Below are 23846 nucleotides of genomic sequence, written 5' to 3'. Positions count from 1 at the left end.
GATGTCTACCCCGGTCTCGGTCGAGTCCACGAAAACCGGCCTCAGCGCGCACATCTCCAGGCTGCTGCTGTTCGCCGCATCGCCGGAGGGCCGCCCGGCCCGGCTGGGATTTCTGGGCGCGGTGCTGATCACCGCGGGTGGTCTCGGCGCCGGAAGCACCCGCCTGCACGACCCGCTGCTGGAATCCCTGCACCTGTCCTGGCTGCGCTTCGGGCACGGCCTGGTGCTGTCCTCGGTGCTGTTGTGGGGCGGCGTCGCATTGATGCTGACGGCGTGGTTGTGGCTGGGCCGGCGCGTCGTCGATCGCTCCGCATCCCAGTACACGATGCTGGCCACCACCGGATTCTGGCTGGCGCCACTGCTGTTGAGCGCCCCGGTGTTCAGCCGGGACACCTACTCCTATCTGGCGCAGGGCGCGCTGTTGCGGGACGGTTTCGACCCCTATGTGGTCGGCCCGATCGAGAATCCGAACTCGCTGCTCGACGACGTCAGCCCCATCTGGACCACCACCACCGCCCCCTACGGACCGGCGTTCATCCTGGTGGCCAGGTTCGTCACGATGATCGTCGGCAACAACGTCGTCGAGGGCACCATGCTGCTGCGGCTGTGCATGCTGCCCGGGCTGGCGCTGCTGATCTGGGCGACGCCCCGGATCGCCCGGCACATCGGCGCGAACGCCCCTGCCGCCCTGTGGATCTGCGTGCTCAACCCCCTGGTCATCATTCACCTGATGGGTGGCGTCCACAACGAGATGCTGATGGTCGGGTTGATGATGGCCGCCATCGCCCTGACCTTCAGTGGCCGTCCGGTCCTGGGCGTCGGTTTCATCGCCACCGCCGTGGCGGTCAAGGCCACCGCCGGGATCGCACTGCCGTTCATGGTGTGGGTCTGGATGCGGCGGCTGCGCGACACCCGCGGCTATCACCCGGTCGCGGCGTTCGCCGTCGCGACCGCCGCCTCGGCGGTCATCTTCGGTGCGGTGTTCGCGGTGCTGTCCTGGCTGGCCGGCGTCGGCCTGGGCTGGCTGACCGCGCTGGCGGGTTCGGTGAAGATCATCAACTGGCTGACCCTGCCGACCGCCGCGGCCAACCTGATCAACGTGATCGGCGGGCTGGTGATGCCGGTCAACTTCTACGCCGTACTCGAGGTCACCCGCATCCTCGGCATCGCGACCATCGCCATCTCACTTCCGTTGCTGTGGTGGCGTTTTCGGCATACCGACCGGGACGCGCTGACCGGGACCGCGCTGGCGCTCGGCGTGGTGGTGCTGTTCGTGCCCGCCGCGCTGCCCTGGTACTACACCTGGCCACTGGCGGTGCTCTCGACGCTGTGGCAGAGCCGCGCCGCCGTCGCGCTGATCGCCGGGTTCTCCACCTGGATCATGGTGATCTTCAAACCCGACGGCGCGCACGGCATGTACTCGTGGATCCATGTCGGCCTGGCGACCGCGTGCGCCATCGCGGCCTGGTATGCGCTGTCGCGGGCGCCGGAACAGCCCGCGGTGCGGGCCGGCCAGTAGGTCAGTACGCCAGCGCCTGGGCCCGGCGGATCACCTCGCGGGCCTGATGCGAGCGCAGCGCGTCCACCGGCCGGGCATTCTCCACCCGTTCGGTGCTGCCGTCCCGGCTCAGTGTGAGCGACTCGTCCGGGGTGAACAGCCAGCGCATCGCCTCGGTGGCGTCGAAGCCGCCGTCCTTGAGCACGACCAGCAGACCGGGAAGCTGTTTGAGCACCTTCCCGTTCTCGTCGAAGAACACCTTCGGCACGACGACGGAGCCATTGCGGCGCACCGCCGCCAGCGTCCCGTCGCGCAGGTGCTGGTGCACCTTGCTGACCGAGACGCCGAGAAGCTTGGACACCTCCGACAGTTCGAGGACTGCTTCGTCGGGATCGAGGATGTCGTTGGCCGCCGGAATGCTCACGGACAGATTCTAGGCTCCCCGCATCCCGCCCGGAGGACGACACCGCGATCCGTACCATGTCTGCGGTGGAGAATTACCAGCGTCCGGACCCGCTCGTCGGCACCGCGCTGGAGGGGCGTTACCGCGTCGACGCGGTGATCGCCACCGGCGGGATGTCCACGGTGTACCGCGGGCTGGACACCCGACTGGACCGCCCGGTCGCGCTCAAGGTGATGGACGCCCGCTACTCCGGGGACAGCCAGTTCCTGGCCCGGTTCCAGCGCGAGGCCAAGGCGGTGGCCCGGCTCAAGGGTGAGGGTCTGGTCGCCGTGTACGACCAGGGCGGCGGCGCACCCGGCGCGGAGCCACCCTTTTTGGTCATGGAATTGATCGACGGCGGCACCCTGCGCGAACTGCTGCGCGAGCGCGGACCGATGCCCCCGCACGCGGCCGCCGCGGTGCTGCTGCCGCTCTGCCACGGGCTGGCGGTCGCGCACGCGGCCGGGTTGGTGCACCGCGATGTGAAGCCCGAGAACGTGCTGATCTCGGATGCCGGTGAGGTGAAGATCGCCGATTTCGGGTTGGTGCGCGCGGTCGCCGAGGCGGGCATCACCTCCACCAGCGTGATCCTCGGCACCGCCGCCTACCTGTCCCCCGAGCAGGTCGCCACCGGGGACTCGGACCCGCGCAGCGACGTCTACGCGATGGGGATCCTGGCCTACGAACTACTCACCGGGCGCACCCCTTTCACCGGGGACACCGCGCTGTCGGTGGCCTATCAGCGGATGGACCACGATGTGCCACCGCCGAGTTCGGCGATCGCGGGTGTGCCACCGCAGTTCGACGAGCTGGTGCGCCGGGCCACCGACCGCGATCCGGACGCCCGGTTCGCCGATGCCGACGCCCTCGGAGCCGCCCTCGCCGATCTGGTCGACGAACTCGGCCTGCCGCCGTTCCGGGTGCCCGCACCCCAGCAGTCGGCACAACACCGCGCCGCCACCGCGTTTCACAGCCGGGTGCAGTCGGCGCTGGCCCCGGACGCGCGCCCGACCGAACCGCACCGCGACACCCGGGTCTTCACCCCCGCCGAGTGGCAGCACCCACCGGAGCCCGCCCGCGATGTCGACAACTACCAGGACGAGCTCGAATACCGGCCCGCCGCAGCACAATTCGCCGGTATCGACATCGACGAGTTCCACTGGGCCCGGCAGCGCAGCAGGCGTGTGCTGCTGGCCTGGGTGGTCGTCGTGCTGATCCTGGCCGGATTGGCGGCCGCCGGCGGCTGGACGCTGGGCAACAACCTGCAGACGCTGCTCTGACGGCTGCGCGCAGAACTAGTCGCGGAGCATCTCCGCGACGAGGAACGCCAGCTCCAGGGACTGCTGGGTGTTCAGCCGAGGATCGCAGGCCGTCTCGTAGCGGCCGGCCAGATCGGAGTCCGAAATGTCCTGGGCGCCACCGAGACATTCGGTGACGTTCTCCCCGGTGATCTCGACGTGGATGCCGCCGGGGTGGGTGCCCAGCGCGCGGTGCACCTCGAAGAAGCCCTGCACCTCGTCGACGATGCGGTCGAAGTGCCGCGTCTTGTACCCGGTCGACGACTCATGGGTGTTGCCGTGCATCGGGTCGCACTGCCAGATCACCTGATGGCCGGACGCCTCGACTTTCTCGATGATGGCGGGCAGCACGTCGCGCACCTTCTGGTTGCCCATCCGGCTGATCAGGGTCAGTCGGCCGGCCTCGTTGCGCGGGTCGAGACGCTCGACGTACTCGACGGCCAACTCGGGCGAGGTGGTGGGCCCGATCTTGATGCCGATCGGGTTGGCGATCACCTCGGCGAGCGCGACATGGGCGCCGTCGATCTGGCGGGTCCGCTCCCCGATCCACAGGTAGTGCGCCGACAGGTCGTAGAGCTTCGGGTCGGCGGCGGCCACCGCGGCATCGGCCACGTCGACCGGCGAGGACCCGGTGTCCATCCGCAGCATGGCGCGCTCGTAGTCGAGCACCAGAGCCTCATGGCTGGCGAAGATCTCGGCGGTGTCCAGGTTGCGGTCGTTGACCCCGCATGCGGTCATGAAGTTCATGCCCCGGTCGATCTCGCCGGCCAGCGCCTCGTAGCGGGCTCCGGCCGGGGAGGTACGCACGAACTCCCGGTTCCAGTCGTGCACCTGGTGCAGCGAGGCCAGTCCGGAGGAGGTCAGGGCGCGGACCAGGTTCATCGCCGCGCTGGCGTTCGCGTACGCGCGTACCAGTCGGGACGGGTCGTGATCGCGGACCGCGGCATCGGGTGCGAAACCGTTCACCATGTCCCCGCGGTAGGACTTGAGCCCCAGTGCGTCGGTGTCTGCGGACCGCGGCTTGGCGTACTGGCCCGCGATCCGGGCCACCTTCACCACCGGCATGCTGGCGCCGTAGGTCAGCACCACCGCCATCTGCAGCAGGGTCCGGATGTTGGCCCGGATGTGCGGTTCGGTGTTGTCCACGAACGTCTCGGCACAGTCGCCACCCTGCAGCAGGAACGCCTCACCGCGGGCGACCGCGGCCAGCTGGGTCTTGAGCTTCTCGACCTCGGAGGCCACCGTGATCGGCGGCACGCTCTCCAGCACGGTGCGCATGGCCTTGGCGTGATCGGGGTCCCAGCTGGGCTGCTGCAGCGCCGGCTTGGCCAGTGCGGCGTCCAGCCGGTGGCGCAGGTCCTCGGGCAGCGGCGGCAGCGCGGGCAGCTGATCGATGGGCACGTCGACAGTCCAGTTCACCGCTCCATGGTAACCGCGCGACCGCTGCCGATTTACCCGCCATACCCGCAGCTCAGCCCGGGGAGCGCACCGCCCAGTCGCCCTGGTCGGTCATCAGCTCGTAGCGGCGCAGGTTGTGCCGGGCGTCGACCAGTGCATCGTGGGCGTCACGCGGCCGCGGGGGCATCCGCGGTGAGCCCTTGTCCTCCCAGAACTGGCGCAACTCGCGGGTGAACCGGGGTATCGCCGGCGGCAGGTCGGTCATCGGTCCCCACAGCTGGCACAACACCACATGGTCATAGGCGCCCACCCAGGCCCACAGCTCGATCGGTTCGTCGCCGTCGATGTCGAAGAAGTTCTCCAGGTCGCTGCGGATCTGGCGGCGCGAGCGCCACAGCTTCGACGACGGCGACGGCAGCTTGGGCAGCACGTTCTTGCGCACCCAGCTGCCGGCCCGCTCCGGATCGAATTCCGTTGAGATGGCGTAGTATTCGCGACCGTCCTCGGCGGCCACACCGATCGAGATGAGCTCGATGGTGCGCCCGTTGTCGATGAACTCAGTGTCGTAGAAATAACGCACTTCAGCGGGCTCCCTCGGTTTCTGCAGGCACGGCGGGCGCCGGAGCAGCGTGGATCTCGCGGTCCAGTTCCTCGTTGACCTTGGCGTCGTCCGGGAAATGCGGCTCGCCCGCGACGACGTGTTGAACCCACAACTTCGCCTGCACCACCGGTCTGCGCAACCGGCGTTCCCGTTCCAGCGCCTTGTGCATCTTGCGAGGCCGCATCGTATAACGCCAGCGCGCCCACGGTGCGTGCGGCCGGGACAGCCGGATGGCGCCGATCACCAGCAGCGGGGTGATGAACATGCCCACCAGGCCGGTCCACACCTTGCCCTTCATCAGCACCACCACCGCCAGCGCCAGCGTGAGCACGGCCATCACGATCACCGTCGCGCGGGCCTCCACGGTGTCGTCGGCCCGCCAGATGTCGATATCGAAGAAGGACAGCGGGTTGAACCCCAGGATCAGCAGGCCCGCCACGGCGATCGCCACGAACACGGCGTCCACCGAGGTGCGGCCGTCCTCGGCCCAGTACACGTCCTGCAGATGCAGGATCAGCGCGAACTCGTCGAGCACCAGCGCCGCGCCCATACCGAAAAGAACTGCCGCGACGGTGAACTCCGCCACTCCCCCGTTGACCGCCAGGGTCACCATCGTCACCCCGGACACCATCACCAGGATGACGCCGAACACCACGTGGTGCAGATGCACGCCACCGCCCACCGACAGGTTGCGCGGCTGCCACCACTTGCGCGGCGCGTCGGTGCTCGGATGGCTGCGGATGTAGCGGACGATGAGACGGGTCACGAAGAACGTCAGGATGAACGCGATCAGGCAACACAGCAGCGGTAGGCGGTCACTGGTGATGAAGTCCAGTCCGACGTTCAGGTGCACGGTCGAAAAAGATACGCTGCCCGCCGCCCGCCGACCGCCATCAGCGGGTGTGTGCCGTCCGCCGCGTCGCCCACCCCCGATAGGCTGGTCGACGACATGAGGATTCGGAGGTCGCCCGTCGGGGCTGGTGGGCGATCGGTCCTTGAGCGGGCCGGCGCGGGACAGATGCTGGCCTGGCGGCTCTTCCAGCTGGTCACCCTGGCGCTGCTGGCCTGGGCGGGTTGGCGCCTGCTCGGCCAGGCCATCTACCGCATCGACATCGACGTCTACCGGATGGGCGGGCGGGCCTGGCTGGACGGCACCGAGCTGTACAACGACGCCACCGTCTTCGAAACCCAGGCGGGGCTGGACCTGCCGTTCACCTATCCGCCGCTGGCCGCCGTCGCGTTCGCCCCGTTCGCCTGGCTGTCGCTGCCCGCGGCGAGCGCCGCGATCACGGTGACCACGCTGCTGCTGCTGATCGTCTCGACCCACATCGTGTTGACCCGGCTGAGCGTCTGGGAGACCTCGTCGCTGCGCGGTCCGGCCTGGGCCCGCCGGCTGTGGCTGGCCGTCGCGCTGGTGGCGCCGGCAGTGGTGTTCCTCGAACCCCTCCGGGCCAACTTCGATTTCGGCCAGATCAACGTGGTGCTGATGACGCTGGTGATCGCCGACTGCGTCCCGCGCCGCACCCCGTGGCCGCGAGGGTTGCTGCTCGGCCTGGCCATCGCGGTGAAACTGACCCCGGCGGTGTTCCTGCTGTATTTCCTGCTCCGCCGCGACTTCCGGGCTCTGCTGGTGACGACGGCCTCGGCGGCCGGGGCCACACTGCTCGGATTCGTGCTGGCCTGGCGGGACTCCTGGGTGTACTGGACCGAGACGCTGCGTGACACCGAGCGGATCGGCTCCGCGACGCTGAACACCAACCAGAACATCTCCGGGATGCTGGCCCGGCTCGGCGCCGGCGAGGACGCGCGATTCGTGCTGTGGGTCGCGCTGTGCTTCGCGGTTCTCGGCCTGACGGTGTGGGCGGGCCACCGGCTGCTGCGGGCCGGCGGGCCGGATGGCGACGAGGCGGTGCTGGCGCTGGTCTGTGTGGCGATGTTCGGCCTGGTGGTGTCGCCAGTGTCCTGGTCGCACCACTGGGTGTGGGTGCTGCCGACCGTGGTGGTCGCCCTGGTCCTCGGGGTTCGGCACCGCAACCTGGCGCTGGTCCTGGTCGGCCTGGCGGGGTTGGCGCTGACGATCTGGACGCCGATCACCCTGATGCCGGCACACCAGGAGACGGCGGCGACGCTGTGGCGCCGGCTGGCCGGCGGTTCGTATCTGTGGTGGGCGCTGCTGGTGATCGCGGCGGCGGGTCTGTTGCCCGGTAGACGGGACCGGGCCGAGGACGAGAAGCCCGCCGACGCGCTGCCCGCGGCGAGCTGACCGCCGCTAGCCCGCCTTGGCGGGGACGGCGGTCTTGCCGTCCGATTCGGCCTGCTGCTTGAGATCGGCGGCGTACAGGTCGACGTACTCCTGACCGGACAGCCGCATCAGCTCGTACATCACCTCGTCGATGACGGCCCGCTCGATGAACCGGTTACCGGCCAGCCCCTCGAACCGGCTGAAGTCCATCGGCTTGCCGAAGCGCACCTCGACCCGGCCGAAGTGCCACATCTTGCTGCCGGGCGGGTTGACCACGTTGGTGCCCACCATGGCCACCGGGATGACCGGGATACCGCTCTCCAGGGCGACCCGGGCCAGCCCGGTCTTGCCCTTGTAGAGCCGCCCGTCCGGCGAGCGGGTGCCCTCCGGATACATGCCGAGCAGCTTTCCCTCGCCGAGGATGCGCTGCGCGGTGGTCAGGGCGGCCTGCGCGGAATCCGCATCGGTGCGGTCGATCGGCACCTGGTTGGTCGAGGAATAGAAGAATTTCGTCAGCTTGCCCTTGAGGCCGGTACCGGTGAAGTACTCGGCCTTGGCCAGAAAGGTGATCCGGCGCTTGACCACCAGCGGCAGGTAGAAGCTGTCCGCGACGGCCAGGTGGTTACTGGCCAGAATCACCGCGCCGGAGTCCGGAACATATTCCAGCCCTTGCACTTTCGGCCGGCCCAATAGGGTCAGCAACGGGCCCATCAAGATGTACTTGTAGAACCAGAACCACATGGACCCTCCTGCAACGGCACCCGGGACCAGGACCGGGCCGGACGGGTCAACTCTACCCAGCCGAAGTGGGAGCGACCACATCGAGCACGGGCCGGCCGCTACTCCTCGAAGGTCACCGGGATCTGCTCGTAGCGGGTGCCCCGGTTCGGCGGCGTTCCGCCGTCCGGGCCCGGCGGTGGCGGCTCCGGGGCCGCGGCGTCGGAGGCATCACCGACCATCGCCTGGATCACCGTCAGCAGTGCCACGCTGTGTTCGGCGATCACCGTGAGCAACGGATGCTGTTCCCCGTTGACCAGCGCCGCGAGGGCGCACACCGGGCACCACACCTGCTGGCAGGGGCCGGGACCCGCGCTGTCGGCGGAGGTGGCCCGCGCGGCGGCCATCCGCACCGCGGGGTCGAGCTTGTCCAGGATGGCCTGGGCCAATTGCCGCAGTTCCGGCGGGATCTCGGGGTGGGCGCTCATCGCGCGGCCGCCGTCATTTGGGCCACACCGCCGGATTCGGCCTGAAACGTACTGTCAATTCCCCGCCCCGAAACTGTGCATCGAAGACGATGCAGCGCCGCAATACCGATGCCAGTCGAACCCGCCGCCGCATCCCGCCGGACCCGATGATGAGGTCATCGTCGACCCGGCCGAGCGTCAACGCGCCGGGGTCGACCTGCGGCAACTCTAACCGCATCCGGTAGACGGCCTCGAGACCGGTTCCGGACTCCCGGTCCACCACCGGACGCAGCGGCGCCGGCGGCGCGGACCCGTCGCGCAACCGGGCGGCGTCCAACAGCTCGCCGAGCGCCTTGGGCCCGATCGGCTCACCCGGCAGGTGCGGCACCAGCACCAGCTTGACGTCACCGATGGCCGCATCGAGCTCGTCGAGCACCGCACGCTGCTCGGCGATCCGCTCGGAATACCAGTCGAATGCCGGATGAGCGGGCAGGTTCCGGTACTCGAACGAGTCGTCCTGCACCAGAATCTGATTGACCAGCAATTCGGCCACCGACACGCCCATCAGCGTGAGCGCGCCCAGCGTCCGGGCGGCTTCGGCGGCGACCACCCGTTCGGCGGTGAGCACCAGGTGCGCACCGACCCGCGACGCGTCCGCGAGCAGGGCGGACAACCGTTCGGTGCCGTCGGCCACCCGCTCCAGCAGGGTCAGCATCGCGGCCGAGGCCAGATCGGCGGGCGGCTGCGCGAGGCGCCGGTACCGCGGCCAGGCCCGCTCCAGGTAGAGCCCGAAGGTGGCGGGCAGGGTGAGCATCCGCAGAGCGTCCGCGGTGGACGCGCAGTCCACCACCAGGTGGTCCCAGGCACCGGACTCGGCGAGCTCGGCCACCTCGTGCAGGCCGAGTACCTCCTGGATCCCCGGCAGGGCCGACAGCTCTTCGGGGGCAACGGTTCCCAGCTCGGACTGAGGGAACTTCTGTTCCAGGACGCCGGCGATCTCCCGCCACCGGGTTTCCAGCAGCGCCAGGGTGTCCAGTGCGAGTGCGTCCAGCGACCCCCCGCCACCGTCACCGGATCCGGTGTCCAGATCGGCGAACACCCGGGTGGGCTCGCGCCGCCCGGTCGGGACGACGCTGACGCCCAGCACGTCACCGGTGGAGTGTGCCTGATCGGTGGACACGATGAGCACCCGCAGCCCGCTGCGCGCGTCACGCACCGCGGTGGCGGTCGCCAACGTGGACTTTCCTACCCCACCCTTGCCGACGAACAGGCTGATCCGGGCCGGCGCGGGTACTTGGTCCGCACTCAGTTCACTCCCACCTCGACTCGTTTCTTGAGGTCCTTTAGCGCGGTGTCCGTCAGCCGCCGTTCGGCCTTGCGTTTCAGCAGCCCGATCATCGGGATGACCAGATCGACCGAGAGCTCATAGGTGACCTCGGTGCCAGAGCCCTTGGGCGACAACCGGTATGCCCCTTCCAGCGCACGCAACAGCGTGCTGGACACCAACGTCCAGGTGACCGACCGACGGTCGGCGGCCCATAGGTAGGTGAGCACCATGGTGTCCTTGAGCACCGCGGCGTCCAGCACCAAGCGGGCCGTCTTCGGGTTACCCGCACCGTCGGTGTCGAGCACCTCGGCTTCGGTGTACTCGGCGACCCAGTCCGGATAGGCACCGATGTCGGCGATGACGTCCATCACCGCCGAGGGATCGGCCTCGATATAGATCGTCTGCGCCGTCTTTTCCGCCACGTCACGAAATCTACCCGCACCCTCGACGGGCCTGCTCACCATCAGCTCAGGCGTGACACCCCGACCGGTCGGGCCGCCTCCAGCCTCGTCTTGATCTCGAACGACATCTTCTTCCCGGCCACCCGGCGGGCGTGGTTGAGCTTGGCCAGGTCGAGCTTCGCCGGGTCACCGGGCGGCTCGGCGTGCAGGAAGTAGTGCAGGATGACGCCGTCCATCATGGGCTGCAGCCACACCTCCATGGTGCCGGTCAGCGCCCCGGCGACGGTCCAGCGGTGACCGGCCGGACCGCGGTCCTCGACCACCGTCAGGCGCAGGTCCGGCCACCAGCGCCGCCAGCCGGCGACGTCGGCGACGGCCTGCCCGACCTCGGCCGGGTCGGCACACACAAAAGTCTCATCGGCGATCTGGACGCTGTTCATCACCGTCTAGCTTCACACATGGACCCGGGGCCCAATGAACGCACTGTGACCTGGTCGACGTGGCCGCCGACTAGGCTGTCGCGAAAAGATCGATTCCACGACCCGAGGGGCCAAGATCGTGCGTGAGTTCACCGTTCCGGCGTCGTTCGAGATCGCTGAGTACGACACCGTCGTCAACTCGGTGTACTCACACGAACGGCAGGATCCCGACCATGTGATCTTCCAGCGCGTGGTCGACGGCAGCTGGACCGATGTCACCTGTGCTCAGGCAGCTGCCCAGATCCGCTCGGCGGCTTTGGGATTGATCGCCCAGGGTGTGCAGGCCGGCGACCGGGTCGCCATCCTGTCGGCCACCCGCTACGAGTGGCCGATCATCGACTTCGCCATCCTGTCCATCGGCGCGGTCACCGTGCCCATCTACGAGACCTCGGCAGCCGAACAGGTGCGCCACGTGCTGGACAATTCGTCGGCCGTGCTGGTGTTCGCCGAGACCGACGGCCACGCCGCCATCGTCGAGCAGATCAGGGACAAGGTGCCCAACCTGCGCACCGTGTTGCGCGTGGACGCCCTCGACACGCTCGCCGAGGCCGGTGCGGGTGTCGACCCGGCCGAGCTGGACGCCCGGATCGCGGCCACCAGGTCCTCGGACCCGGCCACCCTGATCTACACCTCGGGCACCACCGGGCTGCCGAAGGGCTGCCAGCTGACCCACGCCAACCTGCTCTCGGAGATGCACGGCGCCAAGGCCTGCTTCCCGACCCAGCTGGCCAAGGGCGAGCGGATGCTGGTGTTCCTGCCGCTGGCCCACGTGCTGGCCCGGGCGATCACCATCGCGGCCTTCGCCAACAAGGTCACCCTCGGCTTCACCAGCGACATCAAGAATCTGGTCCCGACCTTCGCGGTGTTCAAGCCGACCCTGGTGGTGTCGGTGCCGCGGGTGTTCGAGAAGGTCTACAACACCGCCGATCAGAACGCCCGCGACGGCGGGAAGGGCCGCATCTTCGCACTCGCCGCGGACACCGCGATCGAGTACAGCAAGGCCCTGGACAAGGGCGGGCCCGGCCTGCTGCTCAAGGCCAAGCACGCGCTGTTCGACAAGCTGGTCTACGGCAAGCTGCGCGCCGCCCTCGGCGGCAACTGCCACGCCGCCATCTCCGGTGGCGCCCCGCTGGGCGCCCGGCTGGGGCACTTCTACCGCGGCGTCGGGCTGACCATCTACGAGGGCTACGGCCTCACCGAGACCAGCGCCGCCATCACCGTCAACCAGGTCGGCGCGATCAAGGTCGGTTCGGTCGGGAAGCTGTTGCCCGGCAACAGCATGCGGCTCGGCGACGACGACGAGCTGCTGGTCCGCGGCGGGGTGGTGTTCGGCGGGTACTGGCAGAACGAGGAGGCCACCAGGGACGCCTTCACCGACGGCTGGTTCCACACCGGTGACCTCGGCGCCATCGATGCCGACGGGTTCCTGACGATCATCGGGCGCAAGAAGGAGATCATCGTCACCGCCGGCGGGAAGAACGTCGCCCCGGCCGTGCTCGAGGACAGGCTGCGGGCCCATCCACTGATCAGCCAGGCGATGGCGGTCGGCGACGCGCAACCCTTCATCGCTGCGTTGATCACCATCGATCCGGAGGCCTTCGTCGGCTGGAAGCAGCGCAACGGCAAGCACGACGGCTCGTCGGTGGCGGATCTGACCGAGGACCCCGATCTGGTCGGTGAGATCGAACTGGCGGTCAAGGAGGCCAACCAGGCGGTGTCCAAGGCCGAGGCCATCCGCACCTTCCGCATCCTGCCGGTCGACTTCACCGAGGACACCGGCGAGCTCACCCCGACGCTCAAGGTCAAGCGCAAGGTGGTCGTGGAGAAGTTCGCCGAGCACATCGCGGCGATCTACGCCTGAGTCCCGCGGATCAGTCCACGAGCAGACGCTGCAGGCGCGCGCCCTGGGCCCGCCACTGCCAGTTTTCGACCACCCAGGCCCGGCCGGCCGCACCCATCCGGGCGGCGGTGTCCGGGTCGGCGAGCAGATCGCCGACCGCGGTGACGATCTCGTCGACATCGGTGCCGTCGACGACGCGGCCGGTCTCCCCGTCGCGGACCGTCTCCGGCGCACCCCCGGAACGGCCGGCCACCACCGGCACCCCGCACGCCGAGGCCTCCAGGAACACGATGCCCAGGCCCTCGACGTCCAGTCCGGCACCCCGGGTCCGGCACGGCATGGCGAACACGTCGGCCATCGCATGATGGGCAGCCAGTTCCTCGCCCGGCACGCCACCGGTGAACAGCACGTCATCGGCGACACCGCAGCGCTGCGCCAGCTCCTGCAGGGTCTGCCGGTACGGCCCGCCCCCGACGATCACCAGGGCGGCACCGGGCACCCGGCGCCGGATCCGGTCGAAACCGCGGATCAGCATGTCCTGGCCCTTGCGCGGCACCAGCCGCGACAGGCACACCACCACCGGCCGGTCCCCCAGCCCGTACCGCTCCCGCAACACCGCCCGGGCCGCCGGATCGGGGGCGAACCGGTCGACGTCCACGCCGGGTGACAGTCGTTCCAGGCAGGCCCGCGGACCGAACGCCGCGGCGAACCGGCGACGGGTGTAACTGCTGACGTAGGTCACAACATCGGCGTGATCACCGATGCGGCGCAGTGCATTTCGCGCCACCGGCAGCATCGACCAGCCCACCTCGTGTCCGTGCGTACTGGCCAGCACGCGGGACGCCCCGGCACTGCGGGCCAGGGGCGCCAGCAGCGCCAGCGGCGCGGCCGCACCGAACCACACGGTCTCGATCCCGTGTTCGGCGATCAGGGCGCGCATCCGACTGGCCACCGTCGGTTCCGGCAGCATCAGCGTGGTCGGGTGGCGCACCACCCGGTAACCGGCGTGGCGATCGTAATCCGGCGCGCCCTTCCATTTCGGCGCGTACACCGTCAGGTCGTGCGCACCGGCCGCGAGCTGACCGGCTGTGATTTGAGCTACGAACGCCTCCAAGTAGGACTGGATCCCGCCGCGGCGGGGCGGGAAATCGTTGGTCACCAACAGCACCCGGGTCATCTGCGCTCCTCACTACCGGTGATAACGCTATCCGCTCATCCACTGCCGCCACTGCAGCACCACCTCGTCGATCCCGGCGCCCAGGGTGTCCCGGACGGCCGTCTCCGCGTCCGGGTGTCCCGGACCGGCCGCGCGCAGGTATAACTCGCGCAGGGTGCCCGGGCCGTAACGGTCGGCGACGTAGCGGCTGAACCACCACGCCCGGTCGTAACCCAGGGAGCGCCCCGCGCCCTCGGTCTGCAGGTCGGTGTCCGAGGGCAGCCGGGCCAGTTCGGCCGCCCGTTGCGCGCCGGGTGGCGCGGCGGCCGGGCGGGCCACGTAGTCGGCCACCCCCTCGGTGAGCCACAGCGGTGCATCGGCGACCGTCCGGTCCCGGGCCGCGTAGTGAAAAAGCTCGTGGCGCACCACGATCCGCAGTGCCTCGTCGCTCATCTTCGCTGCGCCCGGGGCGAACACCATGCCCTCGGCGGTGGTGGCCGCGGCGATGTCCCCGGCGCCGTGGGCGAGGGCGCGGAACTGTTCCTGCGAGCCGGTCACCACGACCGCGATCTCACCTGGCCAGTCCGGACCCCAGAAGTCCGAGACCGCCGCCGTTGCGGCGGGCAGTTCGGCCCCGATGCGGTCGATCAGCTGCGCCGTGCCGGCACCGCCGAGGCCGCGCAGGTGTGCGGTGCGCCCGTCCGGCAGCGCGATGCTGGTGGTGGCGGCCGCAGCACCGGACGCGGTAATGGGCGGGCTGGGCGAGGAGTCAGGCGGCTGCCCGGCCTGACAACCGGCCAGCAGAACCACGGCTGCCAGCACACCGATCAGGCGAGGCAGCCCAGCGCCGATCAGGCGAGGCAGCTCAGTAACGACGAACGTTGTAGATGGGCGCGTTGTTGACCGGGGCCACCACGACGGGCTTCCCGAAGGTCGAGGCATGCACCATCATGCCGTCGCCGATGTAGATGCCGACGTGCGACGCATCCGAGTAGTAGGACACCACGTCGCCGGGCTGCATCTGGTCGGTGGAAACCGGCTGTCCGCCGGCGGCTTGGGCGTAGCTGGAATGCGGCAGCGAGATGCCGGCCTGACCGAACGCCCACTTGACCAGACCGGAGCAGTCGAACGCACCCGGGCCTTCGGCACCCCACGAGTAGGGCGATCCGATCCGGGTCAGTGCCGCCTGCACGGCCACCACGGCCGGTCCGGAGCCGGGCGCCGGGGGCGCGGCCGCCGGCGGCGCCATGTCGCCGGGCGGGATGCCCGCCGGCGGCGCGGCCAACACGCTGGGATCGTTGTTGGGCAACACTTCGGGGCCCGGTGCCGGAACCGTCGCCGGTACGGGCGGGATCGCCGCCAGCGTCTGCCGCTGGGCGGGCGTCAGCAGCTCGTACTGCGACTTGACGACGGCGATCTCGACCTGCAGTTTGCTTTGCTTGGCCTGCAGGTCTGCGCGCACCGCGGCGGCCTGTTCGGCCGCGGTCTTCGCGTCGGCCGCGGACTGCGCCGAGGCCGATTCGGCCTGCGCGGCCCGCACCGTGGTGGTGCGGAAGCTCTGCATCTGCGTCGACATCTCGGCGGCCATCACCCGCTGCACCGCGAGCTGGTCGATCAGCACCTGCGGCGAGCTGGCGGTCAGCATGGAGTCCAGGCCGTCGGTGCGCCCGCCCATGTACTGCGCGGCGGCGATCTTGTCGACCGAGCTCTGGAACTTTGCCAGATCGGCTCGGGCGGCGTTCACCGCGGCGGTGTCGGCGGCGTGCTTCTCCTCGGCGGCACGCTGCGCGGCCAGCTTGTTGTCCAGGTCCAGCTGGGCGGCGTGCATGTTCTCGGTGGCGATCTCGGCCTGGTGGGACAGCTCGTTGAGCTTTGCCAACGCGTCCTGAGCCGGGTCGGCCTGCACACTCGTGGCGAGTATGCCGCCGAATACCGTGAGCCCCGCTAACGCACCGATCAAGGGTCGCTGGACGCCACTCATACGTCGGTGTGTGCGATCAGGCCTCAAGATATTGCGTCCTTACAACTGCGCTTCAGCCGCGACGAGTCGCTATCAGGTCTCGAACAGGTTACGAAACGGCATCGGGCTTGTCCAACGGAAGACGTGAATTTAACAGCTTCCGGCGGCCGGAGTTCCGCTTCCCAGCGTTGCTGGAGGTCACTCGCGTGTCCTCATGCCACTCCAGTTCTACCATCCGGGCGCTCGTGCCGATGGATCGGAACGAGCCGCAGCCGCGGGGCGAGGCCGACCTCGGCGAGGACGTCCAACGCCTGTCGTTCGTCGTCCAGCAAGGTTTCCGGGACACCCAGCAGAACGCTGACCACGCAGTCCTGGCAGCCCGGGCCACGCACCGCGCAATCGTCGCAATCGATCACCACGGAGCCGGTGTCCAGCGGTTCGTCGGGTTGATTCACCTGTGCTCGGTTCATCGCTCGTCCTCTCGTTCTCGGTACGTCCTCCGCACCGTAACGACGGGTACCGACACGCCCGGAGGAGCGCGACACGGTGGGACCCGACCGTTGTCGGTGCCGGCGCCTAACGTTCCCGTCGTGCAGCAGCTGAGCTTCGGCGACGTGGCCCCATCTGCGGGCTTCGCCGGCGTGGCCCCGTCTGCGGGCGGCGACCCCGTCATCGATCTGGCGCTGTCCGACACCACCTTCGTGGTGGTCGATCTGGAGACCACCGGTGGCCGGGCCACCGCCAGTACGCCCGGCGGCAACGACCACGACGCCATCACCGAGATCGGGGCGGTCAAGATCCGCGGCGGGGTGGTGCTCGGCGAACTGGGCACCCTGGTCGATCCGGGTCGCAGCATTCCGCCGCAGATCGTCGCGCTGACCGGCATCACCTCGGCGATGGTCTACGACGCGCCCCGGATCGACAGCGTGCTGCCGGCGTTCCTGGAATTCTCCCGCGGGGCGGTCCTCGTCGCGCACAACGCAGGCTTCGACATCGGGTTCCTGCGGGCGGCCGCGCAGCGGCTCGGTCTGCCCTGGCCACACCCGCAGGTGCTGTGCACGGTGAAGTTGGCGCGCCGGGTGTTGACCCGCGATGAGGCTCCCAGCGTGAAGCTCTCGGCGCTCGCGCGGTTGTTCGGCGCTTCCACCACGCCCACCCACCGGGCGCTGGACGATGCCCGCGCCACCGTCGACGTCCTGCACGGGCTCATCGAGCGGGTGGGCAACCAGGGGGTGCGCACCTACCCCGAGTTGCGGGCCTACCGTCCCGACGCGGTCGCCCCGCAGCGGCGCAAGCGGCACCTGGCAAACGGCGTGCCGTCGACGCCGGGGGTATATCTGTTCCGCGGTCCCGGCGACGAGGTGCTCTACATCGGCACCGCGGTGGATCTCCGTCGCCGGGTCGGCCAGTACTTCACCGGTGCGGACCCGCGCACCCGGATGAAGGAGATGGTGGCGTTGGCCACCCGGGTCGACCACGTCGAGTGCGCCCATGAGCTGGAGGCCGGGGTGCGCGAACTCCGCCTGCTGGCCGCACACGCCCCGCCGTACAACCGCCGGTCCAAGTTTCCGCGCCGGTGGTGGTGGATCACGCTGACCGATGAGGCGTTTCCCCGGTTCTCGATCGTGCGGGCACCGCGCAGTCGGCACGCGATCGGCCCGTTCACCGCACGGGCGGACGCGGTCAGCACCGTCGACGTGCTGGCCCGCGGCACCGGGGTGCGAACCTGCACCGCGCGCCTGGGCCGCAACGCGCTGCACTACTGCGAGGAACGCGAGCTCTCCCCCTGCCCCGCACCGCGCGGCATCGACATGGCGCAGTACGCGGGCGCACCGCGCCGGGCCGCCGAACTCATCGACGGCACCGACAGTTCGGCTTTCGCGACGGTGCTGGGCCAGATCGAGGAACTCGCCGCCCTGCACCGCTACGAGACCGCGGCCCGGCTGCGCGACCACACCGCGGCGGCCGTGGAGACCACCTGGCGCGGGCAACGGCTTCAGGCGCTGGCCGCGGTGGACGAACTGATCGCCGCGCGCCCCGACGGGCGCGGCGGCTGGGAGCTGGCCGTCATCCGACACGGGCAACTGGCGGCCGCCGGATGTGCCCGCCGCGGTGTCCCGCCGATGCCCGTCGTCGAGGCGATCACCGCTGCGGCACAGACGATCCTGCCCTCCGAGGCGCCGCTGGGCGGGGCGCTGGTCGAGGAGACGGCGTTGCTCTGCCGGTGGCTGGCCGGCCCGGGTGTGCGCATCGTCAGCACCGGCGGCCTGGAGCGCAGCGACCCGGGGTCAGACATTGCAAGCGGCTACGCCAGCCCGATCGGCTGCGCGGCGCGGTGGGCCGAATGGGCGGCCACCGCCCGCTCGGCACGACTGGCCGCCCGCCGCACCGAGGCCGACTTGGACGGTGCCGCAGACGATTTCGATGACCGCTACGGAGTGCGCCGGCCGCGCCGGCCGCACGCCCAGGCGGTCTGAGTCAGCTGCCGGCCTTCTGGGTGAACCGCACCCAGTTCGCCAGAAGTCGTTCTGCCGCACCGGAATCGATCGCCTCGACCGCACGCGCCAAGCCGGATTCCCAGGCCGGGACCCACTGCGCGGCACCGGAGAGGCCGGCGTGCGCGACCATCGCGCCGGCGGCGTTGAGCACCACGGCATCACGCACCGGGCCCTTCTGACCGCCGAACACCGCGCGCACCGAGGCGGCGTTGGCCTCGGCGTCCCCGCCCACCAGCTCACTCAGATCGGCACGCCGGAATCCGAAGGCCGCCGGGTCCAGCGTCAGCCGCTCCACCGTGCCGGCCTGCACCCGCCAGATGGTGCTGGTGGTCGTGGTGGTCAGTTCGTCGAGGCCGTCGTCGCCGTGTACCACCAGCGCGCTGGAGCCGCGGGAGGCGAACACCCCGGCCATCACCTCCGCCAGGTCCCCCCAGGCGCAGCCGATCAGGCCGGCCCGAGGTGACGCCGGGTTCGTCAGCGGGCCGAGCAGGTTGAACACCGTCGGCACCCCGATCTCGCGACGCACCACCGAGGCGTGCCGGTAGGAGGGATGGAACTGCGGCGCGAAGGCGAACGCGATACCCACCTCGGCGGCACTGCGGGCCACCTCGTCGGGCCCCAGGTCGATCCGGACGCCGAGCGCCTCCAGGGTGTCGGCACCGCCGGACAGCGAGGACGCGGCCCGGTTGCCGTGCTTGATCACCGGGACACCCGCGGCGGCGGTCACGATCGCGGCCATCGTGGACAGGTTGACGGTGTTCGATCCGTCGCCCCCGGTGCCGACGATGTCGACCGCGTCGGTGCCGATCGCCGCGGCCGGGATCCGGCGGGCGTGCTTGAGCATGGTGTCGGCAAGTTCGGTGACCTCCGCGGAGGTCGGTCGCTTCATCCGCATCGCCACCGCGAACCCGGAGATCTGCGCCGGCGTCGCCGCCTGGGTCATGATCTGGTCCATCGCCCACGCCGCCTGGCCCCGCGCCAGGTCCTGATGAGTGGTCAGCCGGCCCAGGATCTGCGGCCAGGTGGTGGACATGACGGATGCGTTCTCAGCGGATGACACGCCGTGATGCTATCGCTCGGCCGAGACCCGAACCGAGGCCGTGCGCAGTCAATACCAGGACACGTTTCAACTCAATTACGAACCCGGGTGGAGTTAATCAACTACAAAGCGTCATACTTGCACCTGTGACGAGCGCTGTTGGGACTTCCGGGACCGCGATCACCTCCCGCGTACATTCGCTGAACCGACCGAATATGGTCAGTGTTGGCACCATCGTGTGGCTTTCCAGTGAGCTGATGTTCTTTGCTGGACTCTTCGCGATGTACTTCACTGCGCGGGCTCAGGCGCAGGGCGCATGGCCGCCCGAGCCGACTGAGCTCAACCTGTGGCTCGCCGTACCGGTGACCGCGGTGCTGATCGCTTCTTCTTTCACCTGCCAGATGGGCGTGTTCGCCGCCGAGCGCGGCGACGTGTTCGGGCTGCGCCGGTGGTACGTGATCACGCTGCTGATGGGAACGTTCTTCGTTCTCGGCCAGGCGTATGAGTACGTGCACCTGGTCCAGCACGGCACCACCATCCCGGGCAGCGCCTACGGGTCGGTGTTCTATCTGGCCACCGGCTTCCACGGCCTGCACGTGATCGGCGGTCTGGTCGCCTTCGTCTTCCTGCTCATCCGCACCAGGATGTCCAAGTTCACGCCGGCACAGGCGACGGCTGCGATCGTGGTGTCGTACTACTGGCACTTCGTCGACATCGTGTGGATCGCTCTGTTCGCCGTCATCTACTTCGTCCGATGATCGGTAAGCCGATGCGTCGGACGATCGGCTCCGCCGATGTGTCCGGTGAAAGTCACGCCATGAGAAGGGGTTCGATGACCAGCAAGTCTCGCCGCCGGTTACGCCGGCGGCTGTCCGCGGCGGTACTGCTGCTGCTCGGGCTGTCTGCCGCAGGCGTCACTGCCGCCACCCTGACGCCCACACCGCAGGTGGCAGTGGCCGATGAGTCGCAGTCCGCCCTGCTGCGGACCGGCGAGCAGTTGTTCGAGACCTCGTGCATCAGCTGCCACGGCGCCAACCTGCAGGGTGTCCCCGACCGTGGTCCCAGCCTGATCGGCACCGGCGAGGCTGCCGTGTACTTCCAGGTCTCCACCGGCCGCATGCCGGCCATGCGCGGCGAGGCTCAGGCACCCCGCAAGGACCCGATCTTCGACGAGCACCAGATCGACGCGCTGGGCGCCTACGTGCAGGCCAACGGCGGCGGACCCGTCGTGCCGCGCGAGGCCAACGGACACATCGCCGACGCGTCCCTGCTCGCCGGTGACGTCGCCCGCGGTGGCGACCTGTTCCGGCTGAACTGCGCCTCGTGCCACAACTTCACCGGCAAGGGCGGCGCGCTGTCCTCCGGTAAGTACGCGCCCGACCTCGGTGAGGCCGCCAAGGTGCCCGCCCAGGTCTACACGGCCATGCTCACCGGCCCGCAGAACATGCCGAAGTTCTCGGACCGCCAGCTCTCCCCCGAGGAGAAGGCCGACATCGTGACCTACGTGGTCGAAGCGGCGAACACCCCGGATCCGGGCGGCTACGGCCTCGGCGGATTCGGACCCACCACCGAAGGCATGGCCATCTGGATCATCGGAATGGTCGCCGCCGTCGCCATGACGTTGTGGATCGGAGCTCGCGCATGAGCGGGGACGTCAAGGGCAGTGACACCTCGGGCGCCCCGGTGCCCGGGCAGCCCACCGACGCCGAACTGGCGGAGATGTCACGCGAGGAACTGCTGGCCCTGGGCGGCAAGCTCGACGGTGTCGAGGTCGTCTACAAGGAGCCGCGCTGGCCGGTCGAGGGCACCAAGGCCGAGAAGCGGGCATCGCGGACCGTGGCCTACTGGCTGCTGGCCGGTGGCTTCTTCGGCCTGGCGCTGCTGCTGGTCTTCCTGTTCTGGCCGTGGGAGCACGTCCCCTACGGCGAGGAAGGGGAGCGCCTCTACACGCTGGCCACCCCGCTGTACGGCTTCACCTTCGGTATGTCGATCCTGTGCATCGGTATCGGCGCGGTGCTCTTCCAGAAGAAGTTCATCCCCGAAGAGATCACCATCCAGGACCGCCACGACGGCGCCTCCGCGGAGATCCACCGCAGGACGATCGCCGCGAACCTGACCGACGCCCTTGAAGGTTCGACCATCAAGCGGCGCAAGCTGATCGGCCTGTCGATGGGCATCGGCCTCGGCGCGTTCGGCCTGGGCACCCTGGTGGCCTTCATGGGCGGTCTGATCAAGAACCCGTGGAAGCCCGTCGTGCAGACGGCCGAGGGCAAGAAGGCCGTGCTGTGGACCTCCGGGTGGACCCCGCGGTTCCACGGCGAGACCATCTACCTGGCCCGCGCGACCGGTATCCCCGGCGAATCGCCGTACGTGAAGATGCGCCCCGAGGACATCGACGCCGGCGGCATGGAGACCGTGTTCCCGTGGCGCGAGTCCGACGGCGACGGCACCACCGTGGAGTCCAGCCACCACCTGTTCGAGATCGCGATGGGTGTCCGTAACCCGGTGATGCTCATCCGCATCAAGCCGCAGGACATGAAGAAGGTCGTCAAGCGGCAGGGCCAGGAGAGCTTCAACTTCGGTGAGCTGTTCGCCTACACGAAGGTCTGCTCGCACCTGGGCTGCCCGTCCTCGCTGTACGAGCAGCAGACCTACCGCATTCTGTGCCCGTGCCACCAGTCGCAGTTCGACGCACTGCACTTCGCCCGGCCGATCTTCGGCCCGGCGGCCCGCGCGCTGGCACAGCTGCCCATTACCATTGACAAGGACGGCTACCTGGTCGCCAACGGCGACTTCATCGAACCCGTCGGACCGGCATTCTGGGAGCGCAAATCATGAGTCCCAAGCTCGGAGAAATCGCAGCCAAACAGGGCGATGCGATCGACTCCCGGTATCACCCGTCCGCCGCGGTCCGCCGCGGAGTCCTGAACAAGGTCTTCCCCACGCACTGGTCCTTCCTGCTGGGTGAGATCGCGCTGTACAGCTTCATCATCCTGTTGATCACGGGTGTGTGGCTGACGCTGTTCTTCGATCCGTCGATGGCACACGTGACCTACGAGGGTGTGTACCAACCGCTGCGCGGTGTGCAGATGTCGCGGGCCTACGAATCGGCGCTGGAGATCAGCTTCGAGGTGCGCGGCGGTCTGTTCGTCCGCCAGATCCACCACTGGGCCGCGCTGCTGTTCGCGGCGTCGATCATGGTGCACCTGGCGCGCATTTTCTTCACCGGCGCGTTCCGGCGTCCGCGTGAGGCCAACTGGGTCATCGGCTCGCTGCTGCTGATCCTGGCGATGTTCGAGGGCTACTTCGGTTACTCGCTGCCTGACGACCTGCTGTCGGGCACCGGCCTGCGTGCCGCGTTCTCCTCGATCACCCTCGGTATGCCGGTCATCGGCACCTGGCTGCACTGGGCGCTGTTCGGCGGCGACTTCCCGGGCGAGATCATCATCCCGCGGCTGTACGCCCTGCACATCCTGCTGATCCCGGGCATCATGCTGGCGCTCATCGGCGCCCACATGGCGCTGGTCTGGTTCCAGAAGCACACCCAGTTCCCCGGCCCCGGCCGGACCGAGAAGAACGTCGTCGGCGTGCGCGTCATGCCGGTGTTCGCGGTGAAGTCGGGCGCGTTCTTCGCCCTCATCACCGGCCTGCTCGGCCTGATGGGCGGTCTGCTGCAGATCAACCCGATCTGGGTGCTCGGCCCGTACAAGCCGTCGCAGATCTCGGCGGGTAGCCAGCCGGACTTCTACATGATGTGGACCGACGGCCTGGCCCGTACCTGGCCGGCGTGGGAGTTCTACATCGGCAACTACACCATCCCGCAGTCGGTGTGGGTGGCGATGGGCATGGGCCTGGTGTTCATGCTGCTGATCGCCTACCCGTACATCGAGAAGAAGCTCACCGGCGACGATGCGCACCACAACCTGTTGCAGCGTCCCCGTGACGCACCGACCCGGACCGCTGTGGGTGCCGCCGCGATCTCGTTCTACCTGCTCATGACCTTCATGTGCATGAACGACATCATCGCGCTCAAGTTCCACATCTCGCTGAACGCGACGACCTGGATCGGCCGTATCGGCATGGTCCTGCTGCCGATGATGGTCTACTACATCACCTACCGGTGGGCGATCAGCCTGCAGCGCAGCGACCGCGCGGTGCTGGAGCACGGCATCGAGACGGGCATCATCACGCGGCTTCCGCACGGTGCCTACATCGAGCTGCACCAGCCGCTCGGCCCGGTGGACGAGCACGGGCACCCGATTCCGCTGGAGTACCAGGGCGCACCACTGCCCAAGCGGATGAACAAGCTCGGCTCCGCGGGCCAGCCCGGAAGTGGCAACTTCCTGTTCCCCGATCCGATCGAAGAGCACGAAGCGCTCGCCGAGGCGGCCCATGCCGCCGAGCACAAGGCGATCGCGGTGCTCAGGGAGAACCAGGACGCCATCCACGGAACGAACGGATCCAACGGGCACCACTAGTCCCG

General features: G+C 69.1%; 22 protein-coding genes and 1 pseudogene. 9 read left to right on the top strand and 14 right to left on the bottom strand.

All coding sequences use genetic code 11. The features are described 5' to 3' along the window. The first annotated feature begins 1 nt into the window (after nucleotide 1). The gene (locus V4U86_RS10315; RefSeq protein WP_395311137.1) at nucleotides 2-1519 is read left to right on the top strand and encodes an alpha-(1->6)-mannopyranosyltransferase A; all 1518 of its coding nucleotides are present in this window, start codon (nucleotides 2-4) and stop codon (nucleotides 1517-1519) included. 1 nt (nucleotide 1520) lies between these two features. Here V4U86_RS10315 and V4U86_RS10310 read toward each other — a convergent pair whose 3' ends face one another. Then, nucleotides 1521-1922 (bottom strand): Rv2175c family DNA-binding protein, encoded by a 402-nt coding sequence (locus V4U86_RS10310; RefSeq protein ID WP_395311136.1) that lies wholly within the window; start codon nucleotides 1920-1922, stop codon nucleotides 1521-1523. A 56-nt stretch (nucleotides 1923-1978) separates the two neighbouring features. On the opposite strand from V4U86_RS10310, the gene V4U86_RS10305 reads away from it, so the two are divergent. Then, nucleotides 1979-3220: a protein kinase domain-containing protein gene (locus tag V4U86_RS10305; RefSeq protein ID WP_395311135.1), complete on the top strand. Its 1242-nt coding sequence runs from the start codon at nucleotides 1979-1981 to the stop codon at nucleotides 3218-3220. A gap of 15 nt (nucleotides 3221-3235) precedes the next feature. Here V4U86_RS10305 and V4U86_RS10300 read toward each other — a convergent pair whose 3' ends face one another. From V4U86_RS10300 to V4U86_RS10290, 3 genes are read right to left on the bottom strand one after another with little or no spacing between them, the layout of a single operon-like run. After that, nucleotides 3236-4657, bottom strand: coding sequence for a class II 3-deoxy-7-phosphoheptulonate synthase (locus tag V4U86_RS10300; RefSeq protein ID WP_395311134.1), 1422 nt, complete (start codon nucleotides 4655-4657; stop codon nucleotides 3236-3238). Nucleotides 4658-4709: 52 nt separating this feature from the next. Beyond that, nucleotides 4710-5216, bottom strand: a complete 507-nt coding sequence (locus V4U86_RS10295; RefSeq protein WP_395311133.1) for a polyadenylate-specific 3'-exoribonuclease AS — start codon at nucleotides 5214-5216, stop codon at nucleotides 4710-4712. Nucleotide 5217: 1 nt separating this feature from the next. Continuing rightward, entirely contained in the window at nucleotides 5218-6090 is an 873-nt protein-coding gene (locus V4U86_RS10290; protein ID WP_395311132.1) for a hypothetical protein, read from the bottom strand. 96 nt (nucleotides 6091-6186) lie between these two features. Between V4U86_RS10290 and V4U86_RS10285 the strand changes: the two genes are divergently transcribed. After that, entirely contained in the window at nucleotides 6187-7500 is a 1314-nt protein-coding gene (locus V4U86_RS10285) for a glycosyltransferase 87 family protein (RefSeq protein WP_395311131.1), read from the top strand. A 6-nt stretch (nucleotides 7501-7506) separates the two neighbouring features. Here V4U86_RS10285 and V4U86_RS10280 read toward each other — a convergent pair whose 3' ends face one another. The 5 genes from V4U86_RS10280 to V4U86_RS10260 all read right to left on the bottom strand — a co-directional run bounded on the left by V4U86_RS10280 (nucleotide 7507) and on the right by V4U86_RS10260 (nucleotide 10831). Continuing rightward, nucleotides 7507-8220 (bottom strand): lysophospholipid acyltransferase family protein, encoded by a 714-nt coding sequence (locus V4U86_RS10280; protein ID WP_395311130.1) that lies wholly within the window; start codon nucleotides 8218-8220, stop codon nucleotides 7507-7509. A gap of 98 nt (nucleotides 8221-8318) precedes the next feature. Next, nucleotides 8319-8684, bottom strand: coding sequence for a hypothetical protein (locus tag V4U86_RS10275; RefSeq protein WP_395311129.1), 366 nt, complete (start codon nucleotides 8682-8684; stop codon nucleotides 8319-8321). A gap of 13 nt (nucleotides 8685-8697) precedes the next feature. Further along, nucleotides 8698-9972, bottom strand: coding sequence for an ArsA family ATPase (locus tag V4U86_RS10270; RefSeq protein WP_395311989.1), 1275 nt, complete (start codon nucleotides 9970-9972; stop codon nucleotides 8698-8700). Further along, on the bottom strand, nucleotides 9969-10412 hold the full coding sequence (locus V4U86_RS10265) for an SRPBCC family protein (RefSeq protein WP_395311128.1): 444 nt from the start codon (nucleotides 10410-10412) through the stop codon (nucleotides 9969-9971). The genes V4U86_RS10270 and V4U86_RS10265 overlap by 4 nt, the downstream gene beginning before the upstream one ends. A 41-nt stretch (nucleotides 10413-10453) precedes the next feature. After that, nucleotides 10454-10831: an SRPBCC family protein gene (locus V4U86_RS10260; protein ID WP_395311127.1), complete on the bottom strand. Its 378-nt coding sequence runs from the start codon at nucleotides 10829-10831 to the stop codon at nucleotides 10454-10456. 118 nt (nucleotides 10832-10949) lie between these two features. Between V4U86_RS10260 and V4U86_RS10255 the strand changes: the two genes are divergently transcribed. Beyond that, nucleotides 10950-12731 carry an AMP-dependent synthetase/ligase gene (locus tag V4U86_RS10255; RefSeq protein ID WP_395311126.1) on the top strand — a complete coding sequence of 594 codons (1782 nt, stop codon included), beginning with the start codon at nucleotides 10950-10952 and terminating at the stop codon, nucleotides 12729-12731. A 10-nt stretch (nucleotides 12732-12741) separates the two neighbouring features. Here the strand turns inward: V4U86_RS10255 and V4U86_RS10250 are convergent, their stop codons facing one another. The 4 genes from V4U86_RS10250 to V4U86_RS10235 all read right to left on the bottom strand — a co-directional run bounded on the left by V4U86_RS10250 (nucleotide 12742) and on the right by V4U86_RS10235 (nucleotide 16296). Further along, nucleotides 12742-13887 carry a glycosyltransferase family 4 protein gene (locus V4U86_RS10250; RefSeq protein WP_395311125.1) on the bottom strand — a complete coding sequence of 382 codons (1146 nt, stop codon included), beginning with the start codon at nucleotides 13885-13887 and terminating at the stop codon, nucleotides 12742-12744. A gap of 27 nt (nucleotides 13888-13914) precedes the next feature. Further along, the gene (locus V4U86_RS10245; protein WP_395311124.1) at nucleotides 13915-14688 is read right to left on the bottom strand and encodes a peptidase; all 774 of its coding nucleotides are present in this window, start codon (nucleotides 14686-14688) and stop codon (nucleotides 13915-13917) included. Between the two features lie 43 nt (nucleotides 14689-14731). Further along, nucleotides 14732-15874, bottom strand: a complete 1143-nt coding sequence (ripC, locus tag V4U86_RS10240; RefSeq protein ID WP_395311123.1) for a peptidoglycan hydrolase RipC — start codon at nucleotides 15872-15874, stop codon at nucleotides 14732-14734. A gap of 164 nt (nucleotides 15875-16038) precedes the next feature. After that, on the bottom strand, nucleotides 16039-16296 hold the full coding sequence (locus V4U86_RS10235; RefSeq protein ID WP_395311122.1) for a hypothetical protein: 258 nt from the start codon (nucleotides 16294-16296) through the stop codon (nucleotides 16039-16041). Between the two features lie 171 nt (nucleotides 16297-16467). On the opposite strand from V4U86_RS10235, the pseudogene V4U86_RS10230 reads away from it, so the two are divergent. Then, a pseudogene (locus V4U86_RS10230) lies at nucleotides 16468-18225 on the top strand (DEDD exonuclease domain-containing protein); the annotation flags it as partial. A gap of 79 nt (nucleotides 18226-18304) precedes the next feature. Here V4U86_RS10230 and trpD read toward each other — a convergent pair. Continuing rightward, nucleotides 18305-19357 carry an anthranilate phosphoribosyltransferase gene (gene trpD / locus V4U86_RS10225; RefSeq protein ID WP_395311988.1) on the bottom strand — a complete coding sequence of 351 codons (1053 nt, stop codon included), beginning with the start codon at nucleotides 19355-19357 and terminating at the stop codon, nucleotides 18305-18307. A 152-nt stretch (nucleotides 19358-19509) separates the two neighbouring features. Between trpD and V4U86_RS10220 the strand changes: the two genes are divergently transcribed. Genes V4U86_RS10220 through V4U86_RS10205 form a run of 4 tightly spaced genes read left to right on the top strand, consistent with a single transcriptional unit; the run spans nucleotide 19510 to nucleotide 23841 of the window. Next, nucleotides 19510-20121, top strand: coding sequence for an aa3-type cytochrome oxidase subunit III (locus tag V4U86_RS10220; protein WP_073854108.1), 612 nt, complete (start codon nucleotides 19510-19512; stop codon nucleotides 20119-20121). 59 nt (nucleotides 20122-20180) lie between these two features. Further along, nucleotides 20181-21008, top strand: a complete 828-nt coding sequence (locus V4U86_RS10215; RefSeq protein WP_395311121.1) for a cytochrome bc1 complex diheme cytochrome c subunit — start codon at nucleotides 20181-20183, stop codon at nucleotides 21006-21008. Beyond that, the gene (locus tag V4U86_RS10210) at nucleotides 21005-22201 is read left to right on the top strand and encodes a cytochrome bc1 complex Rieske iron-sulfur subunit (protein ID WP_395311120.1); all 1197 of its coding nucleotides are present in this window, start codon (nucleotides 21005-21007) and stop codon (nucleotides 22199-22201) included. Before V4U86_RS10215 ends, V4U86_RS10210 begins: the two co-directional genes overlap by 4 nt. Then, nucleotides 22198-23841: a cytochrome bc1 complex cytochrome b subunit gene (locus V4U86_RS10205; protein ID WP_395311119.1), complete on the top strand. Its 1644-nt coding sequence runs from the start codon at nucleotides 22198-22200 to the stop codon at nucleotides 23839-23841. The genes V4U86_RS10210 and V4U86_RS10205 overlap by 4 nt, the downstream gene beginning before the upstream one ends. The last annotated feature ends 5 nt before the right edge of the window (nucleotides 23842-23846 follow it).

The organism is Mycobacterium sp. AMU20-3851 (assembly GCF_043974665.1).
GTDB lineage: Bacteria > Actinomycetota > Actinomycetes > Mycobacteriales > Mycobacteriaceae > Mycobacterium.
The sequence above is the reverse complement of the archived record's forward strand: the minus strand, read 5'-3'. Positions and strand labels throughout refer to the sequence as shown.